Source organism: Sodalinema gerasimenkoae IPPAS B-353, from assembly GCF_009846485.1.
GTDB classification, from domain to species: domain Bacteria; phylum Cyanobacteriota; class Cyanobacteriia; order Cyanobacteriales; family Geitlerinemataceae; genus Sodalinema; species Sodalinema gerasimenkoae.
On record NZ_ML776472.1, the window covers coordinates 4,615,857 to 4,636,213 of the forward strand.

The following is a 20,357-nucleotide window of genomic DNA, read 5'->3' on the forward strand; positions in this document are numbered from 1 at the left end:
ATCAGGACAATCCCCTACACGGTGCTGATATCCTTCTCTTTCTCAGCCAGAAGTTTATCAATCTTGTCGGTGTACTTGTCCGTCAAGGCTTGAATCTGATCTTGCAAGTCCCGAGACTCATCCTCGGAGATATCGCTGTTTTTCTCTTGTTTGCGCACTTCATCAATGGCATCCCGGCGAGCATTGCGGACCGAGACTTTGCCCTCTTCAGCGCATTTAGCCGCCAATTTAACAAACTCCTGACGGCGTTCACTCGTCAACGGGGGAACATTAAGGCGAATCACCTTACCGTCATTGTTGGGCATCATGCCGAGATCCGACATACTGATGGCCTTCTCGATGGTGGCTAAACTACTCGGGTCAAAGGGTTGAATCAGAATCGTCGTTGAATCTGGGGTGCTAATCCCTGCCAGACTCTTGAGGGGGGTGGGGCTATTGTAATAGTCCACCAGCACGCGATCGAGAATCGCCGCGTTGGCGCGTCCAGTGCGAATGGAATTAAACGCTCTCAGCGTCGCATCCACGGCACTCTGCATTCGTTCTTCAATTTCAGGTAACATCACAGGAACCTCCTACTATTGTTCCGACGGGTTTGCCTGCCACGGCGCGGCTGATGTTGCCACGCTCAGACAGGTTAAACACTATGATAGGGATATTGTTCTCCTTACATAAGGCGATCGCCGTACTATCCATCACTCGCAAGTCGTGAGTGAGGACATGGCTATAGGTCAAACTCTTGTAGAGATGGGCATCCGCATCCCCGGTGGGATCGCGATCATAGACCCCATCAACTTTCGTGGCCTTGAAGATCACTTCCGCATCAATCTCAGCGGCCCGCAGGGCGGCGGTCGTATCCGTCGTAAAAAACGGGTTCCCGGAACCCGCACCAAACACCACTACTCGTCCTTTCTCCAAATGTCGCATCGCTCGGCGACGAATATAGGGTTCTGCCACCTCCTGCATGGCGATCGCCGTCTGAACTCGTGTGGGGACGCCCATTTGCTCCAAGGCATCCTGTAGAGTCATGGCATTCATCACCGTGGCAATCATGCCGATATAATCTGCTGTTGCCCGATCCATGCCCGCAGAGGAAGCTTTCACACCGCGAAAGATGTTCCCTCCCCCAACCACGATCGCCACCTGTGTTCCTGAGGCCACGACATCCGCCACCTCTTGGGCAATCTCTTGAACCACAGCGGGGTCAATTCCATAGCCGAGGTTTCCCATCAAGGCTTCGCCACTGAGTTTAAGTAAGATCCGTTGGTATGCTTTTGCCATAGGTTTTAGATCCAGTCCCCTCCGTAAACCGCCTCCAACTATAACAGAAGAAGGCAGTAGGCAGTAGGCAGTAGGCAGTAGGGGTGGGAGAAGGCAAGAGGCATAACCCACCCCTGCTCCTCCCACCGAGGGGAAAGACTCGGGGGCAACCACGGCTCATGTGGTGCTGCTGTGGCCGATGATGGGACAGCCTTCGGCTTCGGTTTGGCTGGGAGTGATGGGGCGATCGCCGAGTAGGGCCTCGATCGCTTCCTGTAAATAGGGCTGTTTTACCCCAGCCTCCGATTCTGCACAATCATCAATTCGCCCTCTATAGCACAAAATCCCACTGTTGTCAATCAAAAAGGCTTCTGGAGTGACAGTGACTCCAAAACACTGAGCCACATCCTGAGTTACATCCCGCAAATAGGGAAAATTCAACTCCGCCTCTCGGGCTAAGGCTTTCATCGACTCAAACGTCTCCGAGTTGTTCGGGTTGATAGCTACCAACTTCACCTGGCGATCGCGAACGTCTCGTTGTAGCTCCTTGAGGCGATCGAGATAGGCTTGACAATGGGGACAGGCATTGGAAAAAAACACCACCACCACCGCACGACAATCATCTAAATACCGTGCCAGATGATGCACCGTTCCGTTCGTACCGGGTAACTCAAAATCGGGGGCGTAAGCGCCTATTTCTGTACCATTCATGACTATTGGTCATCCTCATTTTGGGACTTGTCCAGTGGGGGGACTATCGATCGCACAGGCGGGTCAGCCCAGGTTAAAACTTCACCCCATCAGCATAATATCCCACTATTTTGTAGGTCAACTTAGCCGCCGTGAACTCCGAGACCACGCTATGGGGAATCGGACAGAGTTCAACCACATCTGCACCAATCAGCTGATGTCCCTGGCTCAGACGACGCAGAAACCCCGTCAACTGATGCCAGGTTAACCCACCCGGCTGAGGTGTTCCCACCCCCGGCAGCACACTGCCATCGAGGCCATCGAGATCCACCGTCAGAAACACCTTCTCTGTGGTGATGGCCCCGAGAGCGCGATCGCACCACTGAGGATCGCCCACCATCTCATGATCCCAAATTACCGGAATTTGCCGTTGTTGGATCAACTCCGCCTCCTGACGACAGACACTGCGAATCCCCACCGGAAGCGAGGGCAGGCCCATCTCCAAAATGCGGTGCATCACACAGGCATGATTATGTTTTGACCCCTCATAGACATCCCGTAAATCCCCATGAGCGTCAATTTGCACCACCGTAAACGGTTCATCCCCATACACCTGACGATAGCCTGCCACAATCCCCGCCGTAATACTATGTTCCCCCCCCAACCCCAAGACAAACTTACCCGCCGCCACCATCTCCGCCACCGTGGTTTGGATATCCTGCAACATCTGTTGGGCCCTCACCGGGGCCTCTCGGGTATCGGCAACAGGAGAGTGAGTATGAATCCCCACCTCAAAACAGACCTCCCGTTGCAATTCCACATCATAGTATTCCAACTGATCCGAGGCGTCGAGTAAGGCCGCCGGCCCATGCTGACAGCCTTGACGATAGGTGGTTGTTGCCTCATAGGGAACCGGCAAAATTACGACCCTCGCGGCATCATAGCCTACATCCACTTCTTCCCCAATAAATGGAACCATTTGACAATTCTCTGTGTTGACATCCTCCCCCACTTAAGCCATCTCGCTACGCTTGATGTCTTTGAAGTGGGGGATTCCCAATCCTCGCGAATCAGGATTTCTGCTTCGTTCCGTGCCAACTAGAGCATCATGACTGATACTCCCCGTTGCATCCAGTCCACAGACATTTTCCACCACCGTCTGCCCGACGGCTGTTAGACCACGATTTCTGATTTCTTGACTCGCTGCTACATCTCTTGTAGTTTGATATCCACACTCATCACAGTGGTGAACGCGAATCTCCAACGTTTTCTTGCCGGTATGTGCCCCACAGTTAGGACAGGTCTGGCTTGTGCCATCCTTATTGACCTTGGCGAAGTAGGTATCCGTTTTCCAACAGACCCACTCCAATCGATGGACAAACTGACCAAACCCCGCATCAGCACTGTGTCTTGATAGCATTCCTCTTTGCCAACTGACAAAGTTGATATCTTCGACAAAAATCATGCCAGCACCCTCACAAAGATGGTGAGCTAATTTAAAATGCCAATCTTTACGATGGTCAGATATCCGTTGATGTAGCCGAGCTATTTTTTGGTTTAATTTGTGTCTATTATTTGACCCGTTTTGTTTGTTCTTTAACCGGCGTTGTAGCAATTTAAGCTGACGCTGCTTAGTTTTTAAGAACCGAGGTCGCTTAATCTCTTCACCATCACTGGTCGCGACGAACTTATCGAATCCTAGATCTAATCCTCGTGGATGACCCTGAGGCATGGGTTGAGGAATAGCGACATTGAGCTGTAGTGACAGCATCACAAAGTAACCCGATGCTTTTCTAACGATTCGTGCTTGCTTGACCTCAAATCCCTCAGGAATGGGTCTTGACTGTCGCCATTTAATCCACCCGAACTTAGGGAACTTAATCGCATCATCTTTAACTGGCTCTTTCCCGAGCTGAGGAAAGACAAATGAACGCATCCGATACTTGTTTTTAAAGCGCGGAAACCCAAATCCTCTAGCTTTCATGTCATCCCAAGCTCGATCCAACGTTCTTAGGACTTGCTGCAAAACCTGAGAATGAACGGTTTTTAAGTGAGGATATTGGGACTTAGCGTCTGTGAGTTGTTTGGCTTGTTTATGGTAGCTCGGAAAAGGCTCATTGGCTGAAATGATGTACTCAGATCTTAGCGAACAGGCGTTGACCGGTGACCGACGAGAGCTACACCAATCTTTACGCTGACGAAGCGCAAAGTTCCAAACCGAACGACAGACATCTAGCGTGTGCTCGATCACAGTCATCTGTTCGGCTGTGGGTTGTAACTTGTATTCGTAGGTCATGGTTAGCATGACTCCAGTTTACCTTACATGAGTTAGTTTGGTATGTAAAGTTTTGTGCCTCTGCCCAGGGTCGGGACATCGAACCCATCAATTGACTTGAGGGAGTCTATGTATCCCTGCCTTAAACATTGTTCGTCTGAACGACTCACTCGTTTTGAAGGCAGGGTTTTATCGCTCACTCAAACTCCCTCTTCCGTGATAAATGAAGCCCTCTCAACTCCCTATTCTCGGGCGCACCACTTGCGGTACACCCCTACGTCTTTTCTTTTGCCTACTGCCTACTGCCTACTGCCTTCTTCCCCTACTGCCTACTGCCTACTGCCTACTGCCTTCTTCCCCTACTGCCTACTGCCTACTGCCTACTGCCTACTGCCTTCTTCCCCCATAGCACGATCGCCACCAACAAGGTTATCGTAGTGAATCGGTTGCCAATTTCCCCCAAACACCGTAGACTTCTGCGATACTAACCCTAAACCCAATCTGCGTCCCACCTCCCATCCCCTAAAGCCGTGAGTTGCATCGCCCGATTTCGATGTCACTGAAGCGAATTGACTTGGATTTTATACCTGTTGTGTCTGTTCCCATACAACCCGATCGCCCCGATAGTTCACCCATGCCGGAACCGACTCCTGTATTTGCCCTCAAAGCCCTGGTAGCTCGGTTACACCGTGAACAAAACAAAACACAAGATTTATTAAGTTCCCTAGGCTTTGCCCTGCGTAGCTTCAATAACCTCAATCAATTTTTGGAACTGATTCCCCTCGTCGCCAGCCGGGTTACCGATGCCGAAGGCGGCTCGTTGGTGTTGTTTAAGCCTGATGGACAAGTGCGGTTGCAACGACTCCACTGTCAAGAAGGGCAATCCTGCGTCAATCTTCGTAAGGCGATCGATGCGGTAATTCGCGATGAGCCTCATCCCCTGCCGATTTCGGGAGATCTCGATCGCCGCTTGGCTGACTATCTCGGCCAAGGGATTCAACTGTATGGAACCCCCATCTCCATTCGCAACGAGGAGCGGGGACGGCTGTACGTGTTTAGCTACGACCCCCAATATACCTGGAACGAAGCCCGACAGAAGCTCGTGCAACTCGTGGCCGATCAAACCGCCGTCGCCATTGTTAACGACGAACTCGCGGCGGAACTACGACAAAAACAACGCCTCGATCGCGAGTTAGAAATTGGGGCCGAGATTCAGTTACGCCTGCTACCGAGTCAATGTCCGAGCATTGACGGCATTCAACTGGCGGCTCGTTGTCAAACTGCTAACCGAGTTGGGGGAGATTACTATGACTTTATCCCCACCACCCATGATTTAGTGCGATCGCGCAGTTTCGAGGCCTCATCCCCCTCAGAGATGCCGAGTCAGAGCGAAGAAGGGCGTTGGGGGATTGCCATTGGTGATGTCATGGGGAAAGGGGTTCCAGCGGGGTTAATTATGACCCTCACTCGGGGGATGTTACGCTCAGAAGCCCTCAACCAACATTCCCCAGCCCGGATTCTCAAACATCTCAACCGGGCCATGTATGCTGACCTGGAAAATTCTCATCGTTTCGTAACATTATTTTACTCAGAATATAATCCCGAAACCCATCAACTGGCCTATAGCAACGCCGCTCATACCCCACCCCTGCTCTGGAAAGCCCAACGCCGGGAAATTTTGCGCCTAGACACTTGGGGAATGCTCGTCGGACTCGATGCCGAAACCGAATACGAAGAAGATAGTGTCATCCTAGAAGCGGGCGATACAATCCTGTACTATACAGACGGTTTCACCGAAGCCTCCAACCCCAAGGGCGATCGCTTCGATGAAGAAAACCTTGTCGAGGCCTTTAAAACGGCCTGTAGTCGCCAAGCCGATCCCAACGATATCCTAAACGCCATGTTTAATGCTGTTTGGGACTTCATCGGTCCCCACAAGTCTAATGATGATGACATGACCCTCGTGGTTCTACAGAAACGTTAACCGTTCCCTTACTAACCCGTCCCCTTACCGATTCCCAATTCCCAATTCCCAATTCCCCTGCCTACTGCCTACTGCCCGAAGAGGGCGACCACAAGGGTACGCCCCTACGTCTTCCCCTACTGCCTTCTCTTCCCCTGTTCCCTGTTCCCTGTTCCCTGTTCCCTATCTTTTGCCTTTTGCCTTTTGCCTTTTTCTACCATGAACCAGCCTAAAACTTGGAGTCAACGGTTTGAATCTGCGCTCGACCCAATTGTGGCCGAGTTTAATGCCAGTATTGGCTTCGATATTGAACTGATTGAATATGATTTAACCGGGTCTGTTGCCCATGCCAAGATGTTGGCAAAAGTGGGCATTATTTCCTCCGAAGATGCCGAGAGCTTGGTGTCGGGATTAGAGCAGATTCGCGAAGAATACCGTCAGGGTAAATTCAACCCTGGAGTGGATGCGGAGGATGTTCACTTCGCCGTGGAACGGAGGCTTACGGAGTTAGTCGGGGATGCTGGCAAAAAACTGCATACCGCGCGATCGCGAAATGACCAAGTGGGGACGGATACCCGCCTTTATCTTCGGGATAAAATCCAAGACATTCGCCAGAATGTTCGGCAATTCCAACGGGTATTACTCACCCTAGCTCAAAACAATGTCGAGACGCCAATTCCCGGTTACACCCACCTACAACGGGCCCAACCCTTAAGCCTGGCCCATCACCTTCTGGCTTATTTTGAGATGTTTCAACGGGACTGGGAACGATTGGGAGAAGTCTATGAACGGGTGAATATATCCCCCTTAGGCAGTGGGGCCTTAGCGGGGACAACCTTTCCCATTGACCGCCATTATACCGCTGAGTTACTAGGATTTAAGCAGCCCTATCGCAACAGTTTAGATGGGGTGAGTGATCGCGACTTTGCTATTGAATTTGTCAACGCGGCCAGCTTGATTATGGTGCATTTGAGTCGCCTCTCGGAAGAGGTGATTCTTTGGGCATCTCAGGAGTTTAACTTTATCCAACTCAAGGATAACTGCTCAACTGGGTCTAGTATTATGCCCCAGAAAAAGAACCCCGATATTCCTGAATTAGTGCGGGGCAAAACCGGGCGCGTGTTTGGGCATCTTCAGGGACTTCTGGTGTTGATGAAAGCCTTACCCCTTGCCTACAATAAAGACTTACAGGAAGATAAAGAAGCCCTGTTTGACACCGTGAAAACCGTCCAGGGCTGCTTACAGTCCATGACCGTGTTATTTGAGCGGGGCTTAGAATTTCGCAAAGAACGGCTTGAAACCGCCGTTGCCGAGGATTTTTCCAACGCTACCGATGTCGCCGATTACCTTGCTGCCAAAGGCGTTCCCTTCCGAGAAGCCTATAATTTAGTGGGTAAGGTGGTGCGAACCTCCCTCGCCGCCGGAAAACTGCTCAAGGATTTAACTTTAGAGGAATGGCAACAACTCCATCCCCAGTTTGAAGCCGATATCTACGAGGCGATCGCCCCTAAACAGGTGATTTCTGCCCGCAATAGTTTTGGTGGAACCGGCTTTGAGCAAGTTCGTCAAGCCCTAACAAGCGCCGAAACTCTCCTTAAAGATTAATCTTGCGATTTGTTCCTCGTTTAAGAGTTCCCTGTTCTCCCGGTCTGCCTATTGCCCATTACCATTTCCTATGACGTCCTCTCCTAATTCATCATCCCTAACCGGAGAAATTCTGGTTGTGGATGATACTCCTGCCAATCTGACACTGCTGCGACAAATGCTCTCAGCACGGGGATACAACGTGCAGGTTTGTCGAACGGGAGAAGTCGCGATTAAATCCGCCACGCTGATGCAGCCGGACTTAGTTCTGCTGGATATCCGAATGCCCGATTTAGATGGGTATGATGTGTGTCGGTGGCTGAAAACCCATCCTGAAACCGCTGAGATTCCTGTGATTTTTATCAGCGTCCTAGAAACCACAGAAGAAAAAGTCGCAGCCTTTCAGGTGGGTGGGGCCGATTATGTTACTAAACCTTTTCAAGCCGAAGAAGTCATTGCGCGGGTTGAACATCAACTGTTAGTGCGGCGTCAAAAAGCCCAATTAGAACTCGAAATCCGAGAACGAGAACTCACAGAAGCCAGTTTAACGAAATCGCGATCGCTCCTGGCCTCAGTCCTCAACAGTACCTTAGACAGCGTATCCGCCCTACAAGCCCTCCGCAATCAAGACGGTACGATCGTTGATTTTGAATGGTTGTTAGCCAACGCCGTCGCCGCCACCGCTGCCGAGACAACCCCCGAAGCCATCACCGGTCAGCGATTACTCAAATTGATGCCCGAATATGCCGCTGTGGGGCTATTTGACGATCTCGTGCGGGTGGTGGAGACGGGAAAAATCCTCAACCGGGAACTCTGCTATGAATCCGATACCCTCTGCGGTTGGTTTCAGGCGATCGCCATCAAACTCGATGACGGGGTTACCCTAACATTTCGAGATGTCACCGCCCGTAAGCAGATGGAATTAGCCCTAAAAGCCTCCAACGTGGAACTGCAACAACAGGCGAATCTCGACGGACTCACCCAAGTTGCCAACCGTCGCCGCTTTGACGAGTATCTCCAAGAAACCTGGACCTATTGCCTCAAACACCAGCGGCCCCTCTCCCTCATTCTCGGAGATGTCGATCGCTTCAAGATGTTTAACGACACCTACGGCCATCAAACCGGCGATGTTTGTCTGCAAAAAGTGGCCCAAACCCTACGAAGTTTAGTGCAATATCCCGATGATTTAGTAGCCCGTTATGGGGGCGAAGAATTTGCCATCATCCTACCCCAAACCGAGGCCGCCGGAGCGATTCGGGTCGCCCGTCGTCTGCAAGATGCCATCCGACAAATCATCCTCTATCCCGAAGGAGACAGTGAACCCACCTCCGTCACCATCAGTTTAGGCGTCTCCAGTGTCACCCCCCTCTCCAGCCTCGCCCCCGCCGCCCTCATCGAAGCGGCCGATCGCGCCCTCTACCGGGCCAAATCCGAAGGTCGCGATCGCGCCTGCTGGCAACTCGTCCGTTCCCTCACCTAAACCCAACGCACCCCACCCCCTCTTGCCTAGGGCGACCACGGTTGGGCTATCGCTCACCGACCGCAAGGGTATGCCCCTACTGCCTACTGCCTACTGCCTTCTTCCCCCTACTGCCTTCTCCCCCCTTCTACCGCAAACTCCGAGGGTCCAACGCATCCCGCAAACCATCCCCAATCAAATTAAACGACAACACCGTCAACACCACCAACAGGGCCGGCGGCCAAATCAGCCAGGGTTGAAAGACCAAAATCGAGGCATTCGTGGCATTAGCCAGAAGATTGCCCCAGGAGGGATCGGGTTGTTGAATCCCCAAACCAATCAAACTCAACACCGACTCGGCCACAATAAATCCAGGAATCGAGAGAGTGGCCGAAATAATTAAATAGGTCGCCGTTTGCGGCAGCACATGACGAATAATAATATAGAGTGGTTTTGCCCCCATCGCTCGGGCCGCCTGAACAAACTCCTGTTCCTTGATGGATAAGACTTGTCCCCGAATCACCCGTGCCAATCCAGCCCAGCTAATAAAGGATATGATGGTGACGATGAGCAAAAAACGCTGGGCGCTACTTAGGCCAGAGGGAAGAACGGCGGCTAAGGCGATCAGCAGGTACAGGCCTGGAATGGTCATCAGTACCTCCGTCAGCCGCATGATTATCGTATCTACAGCGCCCCCCACATAGCCCGATATACCCCCAACTAGCATCCCAATGGGGAAGGAGATACAAATGCCCACCAAGCCGATGAATAAACTCACCTGTCCGCCAAAAATTAGGCGACTGAGTTGATCACGCCCTTGTTCGTCAGTCCCAAGAAGGTTTAACTGGCCCGGGCCAACGGTTCCGAACAAATGTATGTTTGCCGGAATGATCCCCAGTAGACGATAGGACGACCCCGAGATAAATAAGCGAATCGGCGAGGGTTGAGAGCGATCAACAATCAGTTCTCGTTCCCCCGTGTCTAGGTCTGTGGCCCCTTGTTGGATTGGATACACATGGGGGCCAATGAATTCCCCGGCTTCGTTGTGCCAGTGAATTGGGGTTGGAGGGAGGAGAGATCCCTGCCTCTGAATATCGTTAATTGGGTCATAAGGAGCAAAAAAACCAGCCCCAATCACCACGACATAGAAGATGATTAAAATCGTTGCCCCAATGCGAGATAGGGGATTCTGTTTAAATGTCTGCCACCAGTTCATAGCTCAAGTCAAGTCTGAAGTTTCTTTAACGCGCCGAGATTGAGATTCGTTAACAATGATAAGCTCACCTTAAATCCCTGTTGATGTTTGTTGTTGACACTAACTCCTTCCCCCTACGCTCTCTTACAGTCTCGAATTAGTCACCTTGTAAGCTTAGTTAATCCGTGAATCAAACTCAGCCTCCCACTAGCGCAATGTCAGAACTCGATGCCATTAGTGCCATTCTCTACTCAGTTCAAAACCAGTTTAGCGGACGATTGCACATTCATTCTGCTTCCCCGCCCAATGAGGCCTGGAATCTGTATTATTACATGGGTCGCGTGATTTGGGCCTCGGGAGGGGTGCATCCCCTGCGACGCTGGCGACGGGCGATCGCCCGCACCTGTCCGGGTCTGGATTTAACCTCGATTACTTTCCCACAAGGCACGAATGATCCGTTTTGGGCTTATAACACCCTCTGTCACTTTCACGATCAGCAGCAGATCGACCGCAAACAGTTTCAAAAAGTTATTGTTGATTGTATTATCGAAGTTTTATTTGATGTGTTGCAAGGGTCTCAGGCTGAGGTTTTAGTGGGAGAACTCTATGAGGAAAGCCAACTGGAAAAGCCGAGGGTCGTTCTCAAAGGAGAAGCACTCCTAAGTTATGCAGAACGGCAGTGGCAACAGTGGTGTAAAGCCGATTTTGCTAGCTATTCCCCCAATTTGGCGCCGGTGATTGCCAATAATGCTCTCTTGAAATCTTCATTGTCAGATAAAGTTTATCGGCGTTTGACAGTTTTGGTGAACTCTCGCAATACCCTGCGGGATTTATCGGTGATTGTCAAAAAGGATTTGATTGAGTTGACTCAATCTCTGATGCCTCGCATTGAAAAGGGCGCGTTACAGTTGGTGCGAGTTCCGGATCTCAATGAGAAATTTACGCCGACTCGTCCTTCTGGGGGGTCAATCACAACGGAGTTACGGCAACCGAGTCAAACGACTCCCCCGAAACCCGAAAAACCGCTGATTGCCTGTATTGATGATAGTCTCCAAAGTTGTGAGGTTTTAGAACAGATCCTCGACGAAGGGGACTATCGTAGTTTTTTCATTCTCGACCCCCTACAAGCTATTCCTGAATTGATTGCCCGCAAACCGGCGTTAATTTTCCTAGATTTGATTATGCCGGTGGTCAATGGCTATGAAGTCTGCGCCCAGATTCATCGAGTCGAACAGTTGAAAGATACGCCGGTGGTCTTTCTGACGAGTCAGGATGGTTTGGTCGATCGCGTGCGGGCGAAGTTAGTCAAAGCCTCGGGGTTTCTCTCCAAGCCGGTAGACCCAGATACGGTGTTAGACACCATCGAACGCTTGCTGAAGGCGGCTAACTCCCCCAACAATGCCTCCTCTTCAGAGTGAACTGGCAGCGGCTAGGGCCGTGAGTAAACACAAAAGTAGGGCTTCCGTCCATTCCACCACCGCCCCGTAGGTGTCTCCGGTATGTCCCCCAAGCTGACGATTGAACCAGGCTGGGGTGAGAATGGCGATCGCACTGCCGCCAAAGGCCATCCCCACCCCCACCAGCCAGCGATCGCCCCCCAGCCAGAGTTGCAGCAGACTCAACCCCAACAGGGCGATCGCCCCGGGAATTAAGGCCACGGCCGATTCAATGGAGGCCTTATGAATGGCCCCCTTCCCACTGGCTTTGAGATAGGGATAGCGGACAATAGCCACCACCTGTCCCCAGCGGCCCCAACCGGCCGCCGCCATCAACACGAAGGCGCGATCGTCCACCAACTCCGACAGGGCCACGGTTTTCAGCAAGACCACCATCACCGCCGCCATGGTTCCAAAGGCCCCCACTAAACTATCTTGCATCGCCGCTAAACGCTTCTGAGGATCAGGAACCGCCAAACCATCGGCCGTATCAATGGCCCCATCGAGATGTAAGCCCCCGGTCAGGGCGATGGCAAAGCCAACAATTAGGGCACTACGTGTTAATACGGGCATTCCCATCACCCCGAAGCCCCAATCCACCAGGCCAAGCAGTCCACCGAGGAAAATTCCCACCAACGGCGCCAGTTTAGCGATGCCCTCAAACTCCAACGTCCAGCTTACGGGAATCGGCAAACAGGTATAAAAGGCAATAGCAGCAGCGATCGCATTCCGTTGGCGCAGCCAAAACCTAAAATTAAGCCATGAAAATCGTCGCTTTGCCATAGTTCATCAGAAGTTCAGTTATTTAACGGATTTGCGAACCCGAATATCTATGCCAAGATTGTATAGAGACCTTGTTGTGAGTCTAAGGGTCACTCAGGTTGTTGATCCGGTCGTTGATCGCAGTCTAGATCTAGTAGTTGCTCGAACTTTTGAGTCCAACTCGATCCGTTAGGGCCAGAATATCCAAATCGCGTCACCCTCCTGAGCCACTGACTCGGACGATGAGACCCCCTATATCCCATATACGATGGTGTTTTCCTGTAGCTAGGCCTTGATGGTTAAGGGCGATCGCCACAGGAGATAGGAGATTAACTGAACCCAACCCCTGATAGAGCCTTACACCGCATTACGTTAAGCGGATTAGCCGTCAACGACTCGATCTCGTTATCTCACCCACGGTCATTCTACTTCATCCCCTTTAGTTCCATGCTTGAGCGTTCATCCGATCGTCATATCCCTGCCCCGTGCATCATCGAAACCGGTATCCTTGTTAACAAACGTGATATGTTGCGTTTACTCGGAGACCTGACGCAGGTGCGCTATGTTGAACTCCTCGATGGTGAAACCCAGGCCCAGGGGGAAGCCTATCTCGTTGAGGTCTTTGCCGATTCCCATCAAGCGACAATTCTTGCGAATCATTCCCTATATCTCAATGTCGCCAGTTTCGACTATTTGGAGTTAAAGCCGATGGGCCAATCACGGACTCAGTTTGATTTGGTGCAAGATAACCGTCGTCTGCGGTTAATTCCTCTCAACTCCCCTCTAGCCGGTCGTTCCAGCGACCCCTTCACTGATGAATCCCTAGAGTCAATGTTGGTTCAGGTAATTTCTGCCAAACTCGATGCCCAAATTGATGACCTCGATGAGTGGGAGGGGGGCTAACATTGCCCTTGGAGCCAGCTCAACGGATGTCTAACGCTCTAGAATCAGGGTTACGGGACCGTCGTTCTCGATGGACACCTGCATCATGGCCCCAAACTCCCCGGTTTGGATGGTTAAGCCACTCTGACGCAGTTTCTCCACAAATTGGTCATAGAGAACTTCAGCGGCGGCGGGAGGGGCCGACGCATCGAAGGAGGGACGGCGACCTTTGCGACAATCCCCATAGAGGGTGAATTGGCTAATCACGAGAATCTCCCCCTGAATGTCCTCAACGGAGTGTTCCCAGCGGCCACTGGCGTTATCTTTGGGGGGAAAGAGTCTTAAGTTGAGACATTTGCGAACCATCCAGTCCACCTCAGCCTCTGTGTCCGTCTCAGCAATGCCTACGAGGAGGTTTAAGCCTCGTCCAATTTTGCCGATTTGGCGATCGCCCACCCTCACTTGAGATGAACTGACCCGCTGAATAATGACCCGCATTGCTTCGATTTTGTTCTTCAGACTATTTCATGGGCATAGAAGGGCACTTGCTGAGCCGTCTATGCCCCAATCCTGGAGGATTATAGCTTAAACCCTTTACCACTTTCACTGCCGGGGGTGACTACGCAGTTGTTGAGTTGCTTCAGTAGGGTGTCCGAGTCCAGGTCCTGTCCGATGAACACTAACTGGGTTTTCTTCTCATGCTTCCAATCGTCATCTTCGATGCTAAAGCGTTTGCCGCTGAGGTGGAAAATATGGCGATCGGGACTTTCTTCAAACCAGAGAATCCCTTTGGCCCGGAAGATGTTGGCCGGAAGCTGGTTATCGAGAAAATACTGAAACTTACGGATACTGAAGGGGCGATCGCTCTGAAAAGATACGGAGAGAAAGCCATCATTCTCTAGGTGATGGGAATGGTCATGATGGTCATGGTCGTGATGGTGGTGGTCATGGTGGTCATGGTCATGATGGTCATGATGGTCATGATCTCCTGACGCATCCTCAAAATAGCGATCGGATTCAAACAATCCCACACTCAACAACAAGGGAAGGGGAACCGAACCATGATTCGTCCGCAGAATCCGGGCATCTTTTTTAATATCGCGAATCCGCACTTCGAGGGCATCGACATCCGCCTCATCGACTAAGTCAATTTTGTTGAGAATAATAGTATCTCCATAGGCAATTTGCCCATAGGCGGCTTCACTATTAAACAAGTCCAGGCTGAAGTTTTCGCAATCGACGAGGGTAATAATAGAATCGAGACGAGTTAAATCCCGTAATTCCGTCCCTAAAAACGTCAACGCCACCGGCAGCGGGTCTGCTAATCCCGTTGTTTCCACCACGAGATAATCGACACTTTCCTCCCGTTCCAAAACCTTATAGACCGCATTGAGGAGGTCATCATTGATGGTGCAACAAATGCAGCCATTGGTCAGTTCCACCATATCATCATCCCCGGAGATGATGAGTTCATTGTCAATACCAATTTCGCCAAATTCATTGACAAGAACAGCCGTTTTAACTCCCTCTTGATTGGTGAGGATATGATTGAGGAGGGTGGTTTTTCCGCTTCCGAGAAATCCCGTGATAATCGTCACTGGAAGCCCTAGTTTCGGGGCTTCCATGGCAGTTTTAGCGTGATCAGCAGTTTGCATAACAGGTGACAGGTAATCGATGACAGTTGTGGGTGTGGGGGAAACGGGTCAGGCGCAATCCCTGAACTGGCCCAGACGTTGTGCAACCCCAGATGTTAGGTGACCTTCAGTTTAACGCAATCCTCCCTTGCACTTAAACCCCAACCGAGGAGGCGATCGCCCCTTCCGAGATTTTGGGGTCTATCTGGGCCACCCACTCCAAAAACTCCCGTTCAAAACTCACCTGGGCCCGATTCGTCCGTCCTCCTAGATAGAGGGTGTTCTCCTCTTGCAGCACCCAAATTTGGGAATGGGAGGCATAGCTGAGGGCAGTACTGAGCATCAACAGGGCGAAGCCGAGATAGACTAAGGGAATGCCGGGATCTGACTTAATCTGTAAGCCTGTGGCCCCCGTAATCTCCAATAACGAGAGGGTGACACCGTTGACGTCGATCGCATTCCCCACCCGCAGCGAGGAAACCAGTTCCCCACTATTGTTATAGATGAGGGCGGTTCCCTGTAAATCCCGGGCCAGGAGGGACACCCCTTCACTCAAGTCGGGTTTGGTGGGAATCCAGGTTCCCCAAATGCGTCCATTGCCCCCCGTATCTAAGGGTTCCATGGGCAGTTCAAACACGGGACTGTTATTGAGGCGAATGTTGACGTTGGCAATACTCCAATCGGTTTGATAGAACACCACCCCGTTGTAGCGTAGGGGTTCGTTGACATAGATGGTTTTGCGATCGCGTTCCTGGCCCGTCTCATCCACCACGGACAAGTCCGAGTAAAACTGATCAATGGCCCCACTGGGAGTATAGTCAATCCAAAACCGATTCACTTTCAGAGACCAACCGCGAAAGCGATCGGGAGAAGACCAATCCCCGGCTTCGACAAAGTTGGTCACCTTCACTGTTTCTCCACTGGGAATCATCTCCTGGGCCACCACCCCCGTCACAGACCCAACAATGGCACCCCCGAGAATCAGGAGCATACTCCCATGAACCACAATCGGGGCAATCCGTCCGATGAGGCCCTTGCGAGCATAGAGACTGTCCCCATCCCGGAAGACCTGATAGCGGCGTTGTTCCAAGCTATGCTGAAGTTCATCTAAGCTGGGACTGGCCGCTGACGCGTTCTCCCGTGAGATGGGTAAGGTTCCGGCGAGGGCTAGTTTTTTAAACTGACGGGGTTGGTGATAGAACTTCCAATTGCGGGCGGCTTTGAGGGCGGGAAGTTGGCGAGTGAAGGTGCAGGCGGCCAAACTAGACCCAAAGAGAACCAGCAGGGATAAAAACCACCAAGTTTTGTAGACATCATTAAACCCTAACACCAGAATGACCTTCCAGGAGAGAAACCCTAACAGGGCCGGATCTTCAGGATAGTTGGCTTGATAAAAGTCCAGAGACTCATGCTGTTCAATGACCGTTCCGATCCCACTGATGGCGGCGATAAGCAGCAACAGCAGAATGGCTAGGCGCAGATTCGCCAACATGGGTAAAATCTGACGACGAAACCAACGTAGGGGAGAGGCGGGTGCAATCTGAGTCATGGGAGGGTGACAGGTTAAACAGTCGGGAGGAAACGAAAGACAAGGGTAAACACGCCAAATCCTACTAATAAGGCACCACTGGCGGGGGTAATCCAACTAGACCAGCGACGGAGGGATAACAATTTCTCTAAACTGGCGGCAAAGGTTCCGGCCAGAATCAGGGGGGCGACATATCCTATGGTATAGGCTAACAGGAGACTACTGCCCAGGAGCGGTTGGCCAGTACTGGAGACCCAAGCGAGTAGGGTGGCGAGAACGGGGGTACTGCATGGGGAGGCGACGAGGCCAAAGGTGACCCCTAAGAGATACGATCGCACCCCATGGGGCCAACGCTCGGAAATCCAACCCATGCCATCGAAGGAGGGTAGGCGTAGGGGGAGGGCTTCTAGGAGGTTGAGGCCCATTAAGATGGCGATCGCCGCCACGAAAATCGGCAGGCCTTTGCCGATTTGCCCATAGACTCGTCCCAACAGGGCCGCCCCCAAGCCTAACCCCGCCAGAGTGGTGGCCAACCCCAGGGAGAACCAGAGAGATTGACGGGCCCCCTGTCCGGGACCGTTGGACTCGTAGCCGCCAATATAGCCCAGGGTAATGGGCAGCATCGAGAGGGTACAAGGGGTGAGACTGGTTAGGAGTCCAGCAGCCCAGACCACAAACAAGGTCAGCAGACTGAGATGGTTAAGTTGGTCGGTGACCCAATGGTCTGCAATCTGTTGTAGATGGTAGAGGGGGGTCATAATCAATTGGCTATCAAGGGGTTCGGTACACTATTTTATGGGTTGACAAAGGGAGCAATGAGCTGCATGACATCATCGCGGCTCAGTTTGGGTTTGCCCAGGGCCAAGGTTTTCAGGGTTCCTTGGGCCAGAACAAGGGGAATCCGGCAAAAGTCTAAGGCTGGCCCCTTGGGCAGTGATTTCGTGTAACGTTCGGCAAATTCGAGGTTATGACGAGCGTAGGCTTGCATCTGGATGGCTGTCCAACCCTCTGGGAAAAAGTCCACCCCTCGGGCTTTATCCTCTTGGTGATTGCGGAGGATATTCACCGTTTGCAGTCCGCGGCCGAAGCCAATGGCATCGAGGCGGCTGGTTTGGGTGTTGTCGTGCCAGGCCCAGAGGTCGGATAGGAGTAACCCCACTGCCCCAGCCACACTGAAGGTATAGCTATTCAGGTCTTCGACGGTGTTCACAGTCCAGTTGCGATCGGCCCACATGGCCATGCGATCGGCCATGGCCGCTGTCGCATCCCAGATTCTCGGGGCGATGCTGTGGGGGGCGAGGTTGGCCCATTCACTCACCCGTAAGGTCACGTCCGGTAGGTCAGCGTAACTGTCCCCCCAGTTGGGGCTGAAGTCGTCATGGTCACCGGTTCCGGTTTGCAGTTTCAGGGACAGCGATCGCAGCAATTGGGCTTTGGTGGCGTTTTCGAGATGGGGATGGTCTTCAATCTCGTCAATGGCCCGCATACAGAGATAGGCTGAGGTGACAGCCTCCCGGAGGTCTCCCGGAAGCTGCACAATGGGGATATAAAAGGTGCGGCTGGTTTGTTTCAGCACCTCTAAGGCATCGTTTGGCCCGTTCATCGGTTCAACTCCTCACATCAACTCGACCTCTAGCATATCTCTCGGGTTACAATCGCAGGAATTTATCTAAGACAGCGGCAGAAGTGACCTGATTTTCGCGTGAGTCACGCCGTCACTCAGTAGAACCCGTTTCCAGGGAATATCCTGTGGTTTTTTCCACATACCTGAGGACTTGCTCATAGGCGCGTGGGTCACTTTGGGCTGTGAGCACCAGGGGCTGTTCGCTATGATGCCAATAGATGGTCAATCGATTGTGTTTGTAGAGCGAGAAACTACTCACTCGGTCAAGATCGATGACATGAACCTGTTTTCCCCCCTGATCGTGGATTTTGATCCAGTACGCCACGCGCAACGCCTCCTGTGGTCGGGCTGTCCCCAATCTCCCTAAACATCTTCTGACGTTACAACACTTGGGCCGCAGACTCTAGGGTCTCGTCGACACCCTCGCTGCTAGGGGTCTCAGGGGTAAGTCCGCCCGTCAGACCCAGGGCGGTTTTGATGAAACCTTCGATGACGGGATGGGGATGGTTGGGACGAGATTCAAATTCGGGGTGGAATTGGGTGGCGACGAAGAAGGGATGGTTGGGCATCTCGATGATTTCCACTAAACGACCGTCGGGGGAGGTGCCACTGATGCTGTAGCCGGTTTCGAGGAATAAACTGCGATAGGCGTTGTTGAATTCGTAGCGGTGGCGATGGCGTTCATAGACCACTTCTTGGCTGTAGCTGTTGAAGGTGCGGGTTCCTTCCGTGAGGCGACAGGGATAGAGGCCCAGGCGCATGGTTCCCCCTAGGTCCACCACGTCTTCTTGTTCCGGGAGGAGACTGATGACGGGGTTGGAGGTGTTGGGGTCAAATTCGGAACTGTTGGCATCGTCGAGATGGGCCACATTGCGGGCCCATTCGATGACGGCACATTGCATTCCGAGACAGAGGCCCAGGAAGGGAATTTTCTGTTCTCGGGCATGGCGGATGGCGTTGATTTTGCCGTCTACGCCGCGACTGCCGAAGCCTCCAGGAACGACGATTCCGGCAACGCCTTGCAGTTGGTCGGCGGCGGGGAATTGTTCGAGGTCTTCGGAGTTGACCCAGCGCAGTTTGAGGTGACTGCCACATTGGACGGCGGCATGGGTGAGGGCTTCGACGACGGAGAGATAGGCGTCGGAGAGTTGGATGTATTTGCCGACGATGGCGATTTCGAGTTCCCGTTTGGGGTTCTTCATGCGATCGATGAGGGTTCGCCAGCCTTCGAGGTCGGGATCTCGCTGTTCTAGGTGTAGACAGTCGAGGACGGACTGGGCTAGGCCTTCTTGTTCGAGGACGAGAGGCACTTCGTAGATACTGCTGGCATCGGGGGCGGTGATGACGCGCTTAACGGGAACGTCGCAAAATTCCGAGAGTTTCTCTTTGAGACCTTCGGTGAGGGGACGTTCACAGCGACAGACGAGCATATCTGGTTGAATCCCAATCGATCGCAGTTCTTTGACGGAATGCTGGGTGGGTTTGGTTTTCATTTCCCCGGCGGCCCGTAGCCAGGGCATGAGGGTGACATGGACGTACATGAGGTTTTCTCGGCCCACGTCTTTACGGAATTGTCGGATGGCTTCGAGAAAGGGCAGGGATTCGATGTCGCCCACGGTTCCGCCGATTTCGGCGATGACGATGTCGGGGCTGGTGTTGCGGGCGACGCGACGAATGCGAGAGCGGATTTCGCCGGTAATATGGGGGATGACTTGGACGGTTCCCCCTTCGTAGTCCCCTCGCCGTTCTTTGTTGATGACGGATTGGTAGATGGACCCGGTGGTGACGCTGTTTAGGCGCGACATGGAGGTGTCGGTGAAGCGTTCGTAATGGCCCAGGTCGAGGTCGGTTTCGGCCCCGTCTTGGGTGACGAAGACTTCTCCATGTTGGAAGGGACTCATGGTTCCCGGATCGACGTTAATATAGGGGTCGAGTTTGAGGATGGAGACGGAGTAGTTTCGGGACTTGAGTAAACGCCCTAAACTGGCGGCGACGATGCCTTTGCCAATACTGGAGACGACGCCGCCGGTGATGAAGATAAATTTGGTCATGGAAATGGTGCGATCGG

At 52.4% G+C, this 20,357-nt stretch carries 19 protein-coding genes; 5 read left to right on the forward strand and 14 right to left on the reverse strand.

From position 1 onward, the window contains the following. Positions 1–14: 14 nt before the first annotated feature. The 5 genes from frr to L855_RS20100 form a co-directional block, all read right to left on the reverse strand. Entirely contained in the window at positions 15–560 is a 546-nt protein-coding gene (gene frr, locus L855_RS20080) for a ribosome recycling factor (protein ID WP_192925051.1), read from the reverse strand. Then, on the reverse strand, positions 550–1,278 hold the full coding sequence (pyrH, locus tag L855_RS20085) for a UMP kinase (protein ID WP_159790706.1): 729 nt from the start codon (positions 1,276–1,278) through the stop codon (positions 550–552). Before pyrH ends, frr begins: the two co-directional genes overlap by 11 nt. A 156-nt stretch (positions 1,279–1,434) precedes the next feature. Next, entirely contained in the window at positions 1,435–1,968 is a 534-nt protein-coding gene (locus L855_RS20090; protein WP_159790707.1) for a thioredoxin family protein, read from the reverse strand. A 73-nt stretch (positions 1,969–2,041) separates the two neighbouring features. Next, a complete protein-coding gene (gene speB / locus L855_RS20095) occupies positions 2,042–2,926 on the reverse strand; it encodes an agmatinase (protein ID WP_159790708.1) in 885 nt (294 codons plus the stop codon). Positions 2,927–2,959: 33 nt separating this feature from the next. Further along, positions 2,960–4,243, reverse strand: a complete 1,284-nt coding sequence (locus L855_RS20100; RefSeq protein ID WP_343039343.1) for an RNA-guided endonuclease InsQ/TnpB family protein — start codon at positions 4,241–4,243, stop codon at positions 2,960–2,962. A 613-nt stretch (positions 4,244–4,856) separates the two neighbouring features. Here L855_RS20100 and L855_RS20105 point away from each other — a divergent pair. The 3 genes from L855_RS20105 (at position 4,857) to L855_RS20115 (ending at position 9,249) form a co-directional block, all read left to right on the forward strand. Continuing rightward, a complete protein-coding gene (locus L855_RS20105) occupies positions 4,857–6,206 on the forward strand; it encodes a PP2C family protein-serine/threonine phosphatase (protein WP_159791218.1) in 1,350 nt (449 codons plus the stop codon). 198 nt (positions 6,207–6,404) lie between these two features. After that, a complete protein-coding gene (gene argH / locus L855_RS20110) occupies positions 6,405–7,790 on the forward strand; it encodes an argininosuccinate lyase (RefSeq protein ID WP_159790710.1) in 1,386 nt (461 codons plus the stop codon). A gap of 70 nt (positions 7,791–7,860) precedes the next feature. Further along, on the forward strand, positions 7,861–9,249 hold the full coding sequence (locus tag L855_RS20115) for a diguanylate cyclase (protein ID WP_159790711.1): 1,389 nt from the start codon (positions 7,861–7,863) through the stop codon (positions 9,247–9,249). A 127-nt stretch (positions 9,250–9,376) separates the two neighbouring features. Here the strand turns inward: L855_RS20115 and L855_RS20120 are convergent, their stop codons facing one another. Beyond that, positions 9,377–10,444: an ABC transporter permease gene (locus L855_RS20120; RefSeq protein ID WP_159790712.1), complete on the reverse strand. Its 1,068-nt coding sequence runs from the start codon at positions 10,442–10,444 to the stop codon at positions 9,377–9,379. 194 nt (positions 10,445–10,638) lie between these two features. Between L855_RS20120 and L855_RS20125 the strand changes: the two genes are divergently transcribed. Next, entirely contained in the window at positions 10,639–11,841 is a 1,203-nt protein-coding gene (locus L855_RS20125; RefSeq protein ID WP_159790713.1) for a response regulator, read from the forward strand. Here the strand turns inward: L855_RS20125 and cobS are convergent. Continuing rightward, positions 11,833–12,642 (reverse strand): adenosylcobinamide-GDP ribazoletransferase, encoded by an 810-nt coding sequence (gene cobS, locus L855_RS20130; protein WP_159790714.1) that lies wholly within the window; start codon positions 12,640–12,642, stop codon positions 11,833–11,835. The genes L855_RS20125 and cobS overlap by 9 nt on opposite strands. Positions 12,643–13,068: 426 nt before the next feature. Between cobS and L855_RS20135 the strand changes: the two genes are divergently transcribed. Then, complete coding sequence (locus L855_RS20135) at positions 13,069–13,524, forward strand: hypothetical protein (RefSeq protein WP_159790715.1); 456 nt, start codon at positions 13,069–13,071, stop codon at positions 13,522–13,524. A 30-nt stretch (positions 13,525–13,554) separates the two neighbouring features. Here the strand turns inward: L855_RS20135 and dtd are convergent, their stop codons facing one another. From dtd to pyrG, 7 genes are all read right to left on the reverse strand, one after another. Beyond that, positions 13,555–14,001 carry a D-aminoacyl-tRNA deacylase gene (gene dtd, locus L855_RS20140; RefSeq protein ID WP_159790716.1) on the reverse strand — a complete coding sequence of 149 codons (447 nt, stop codon included), beginning with the start codon at positions 13,999–14,001 and terminating at the stop codon, positions 13,555–13,557. Between the two features lie 80 nt (positions 14,002–14,081). Then, the gene (locus L855_RS20145; protein ID WP_159790717.1) at positions 14,082–15,158 is read right to left on the reverse strand and encodes a CobW family GTP-binding protein; all 1,077 of its coding nucleotides are present in this window, start codon (positions 15,156–15,158) and stop codon (positions 14,082–14,084) included. Positions 15,159–15,291: 133 nt separating this feature from the next. Next, positions 15,292–16,686 carry a cytochrome c biogenesis protein gene (locus tag L855_RS20150; protein ID WP_159790718.1) on the reverse strand — a complete coding sequence of 465 codons (1,395 nt, stop codon included), beginning with the start codon at positions 16,684–16,686 and terminating at the stop codon, positions 15,292–15,294. 14 nt (positions 16,687–16,700) lie between these two features. After that, the gene (locus tag L855_RS20155) at positions 16,701–17,423 is read right to left on the reverse strand and encodes a cytochrome c biogenesis protein CcdA (protein ID WP_159790719.1); all 723 of its coding nucleotides are present in this window, start codon (positions 17,421–17,423) and stop codon (positions 16,701–16,703) included. Between the two features lie 35 nt (positions 17,424–17,458). Next, positions 17,459–18,268 (reverse strand): squalene/phytoene synthase family protein, encoded by an 810-nt coding sequence (locus L855_RS20160; protein ID WP_159790720.1) that lies wholly within the window; start codon positions 18,266–18,268, stop codon positions 17,459–17,461. A 112-nt stretch (positions 18,269–18,380) separates the two neighbouring features. Beyond that, positions 18,381–18,614, reverse strand: a complete 234-nt coding sequence (locus tag L855_RS20165) for a hypothetical protein (protein WP_159790721.1) — start codon at positions 18,612–18,614, stop codon at positions 18,381–18,383. A 55-nt stretch (positions 18,615–18,669) separates the two neighbouring features. Further along, entirely contained in the window at positions 18,670–20,340 is a 1,671-nt protein-coding gene (pyrG, locus tag L855_RS20170) for a CTP synthase (RefSeq protein WP_159791219.1), read from the reverse strand. Between the last annotated feature and the right edge of the window lie 17 nt (positions 20,341–20,357).

Bases quoted from the DNA above. Each gene is read 5' to 3' on its own strand.
- frr (WP_192925051.1), bottom strand. From the start codon at position 560: ATGTTACCTGAAATTGAAGAACGAATGCAGAGTGCCGTGGATGCGACG.
- pyrH (WP_159790706.1), bottom strand. From the start codon at position 1,278: ATGGCAAAAGCATACCAACGGATCTTACTTAAACTCAGTGGCGAAGCC.
- L855_RS20090 (WP_159790707.1), bottom strand. From the start codon at position 1,968: ATGAATGGTACAGAAATAGGCGCTTACGCCCCCGATTTTGAGTTACCC.
- speB (WP_159790708.1), bottom strand. From the start codon at position 2,926: ATGGTTCCATTTATTGGGGAAGAAGTGGATGTAGGCTATGATGCCGCG.
- L855_RS20100 (WP_343039343.1), bottom strand. From the start codon at position 4,243: ATGACCTACGAATACAAGTTACAACCCACAGCCGAACAGATGACTGTG.
- L855_RS20105 (WP_159791218.1), top strand. From the start codon at position 4,857: ATGCCGGAACCGACTCCTGTATTTGCCCTCAAAGCCCTGGTAGCTCGG.
- argH (WP_159790710.1), top strand. From the start codon at position 6,405: ATGAACCAGCCTAAAACTTGGAGTCAACGGTTTGAATCTGCGCTCGAC.
- L855_RS20115 (WP_159790711.1), top strand. From the start codon at position 7,861: ATGACGTCCTCTCCTAATTCATCATCCCTAACCGGAGAAATTCTGGTT.
- L855_RS20120 (WP_159790712.1), bottom strand. From the start codon at position 10,444: ATGAACTGGTGGCAGACATTTAAACAGAATCCCCTATCTCGCATTGGG.
- L855_RS20125 (WP_159790713.1), top strand. From the start codon at position 10,639: ATGTCAGAACTCGATGCCATTAGTGCCATTCTCTACTCAGTTCAAAAC.
- cobS (WP_159790714.1), bottom strand. From the start codon at position 12,642: ATGGCAAAGCGACGATTTTCATGGCTTAATTTTAGGTTTTGGCTGCGC.
- L855_RS20135 (WP_159790715.1), top strand. From the start codon at position 13,069: ATGCTTGAGCGTTCATCCGATCGTCATATCCCTGCCCCGTGCATCATC.
- dtd (WP_159790716.1), bottom strand. From the start codon at position 14,001: ATGCGGGTCATTATTCAGCGGGTCAGTTCATCTCAAGTGAGGGTGGGC.
- L855_RS20145 (WP_159790717.1), bottom strand. From the start codon at position 15,158: ATGCAAACTGCTGATCACGCTAAAACTGCCATGGAAGCCCCGAAACTA.
- L855_RS20150 (WP_159790718.1), bottom strand. From the start codon at position 16,686: ATGACTCAGATTGCACCCGCCTCTCCCCTACGTTGGTTTCGTCGTCAG.
- L855_RS20155 (WP_159790719.1), bottom strand. From the start codon at position 17,423: ATGACCCCCCTCTACCATCTACAACAGATTGCAGACCATTGGGTCACC.
- L855_RS20160 (WP_159790720.1), bottom strand. From the start codon at position 18,268: ATGAACGGGCCAAACGATGCCTTAGAGGTGCTGAAACAAACCAGCCGC.
- pyrG (WP_159791219.1), bottom strand. From the start codon at position 20,340: ATGACCAAATTTATCTTCATCACCGGCGGCGTCGTCTCCAGTATTGGC.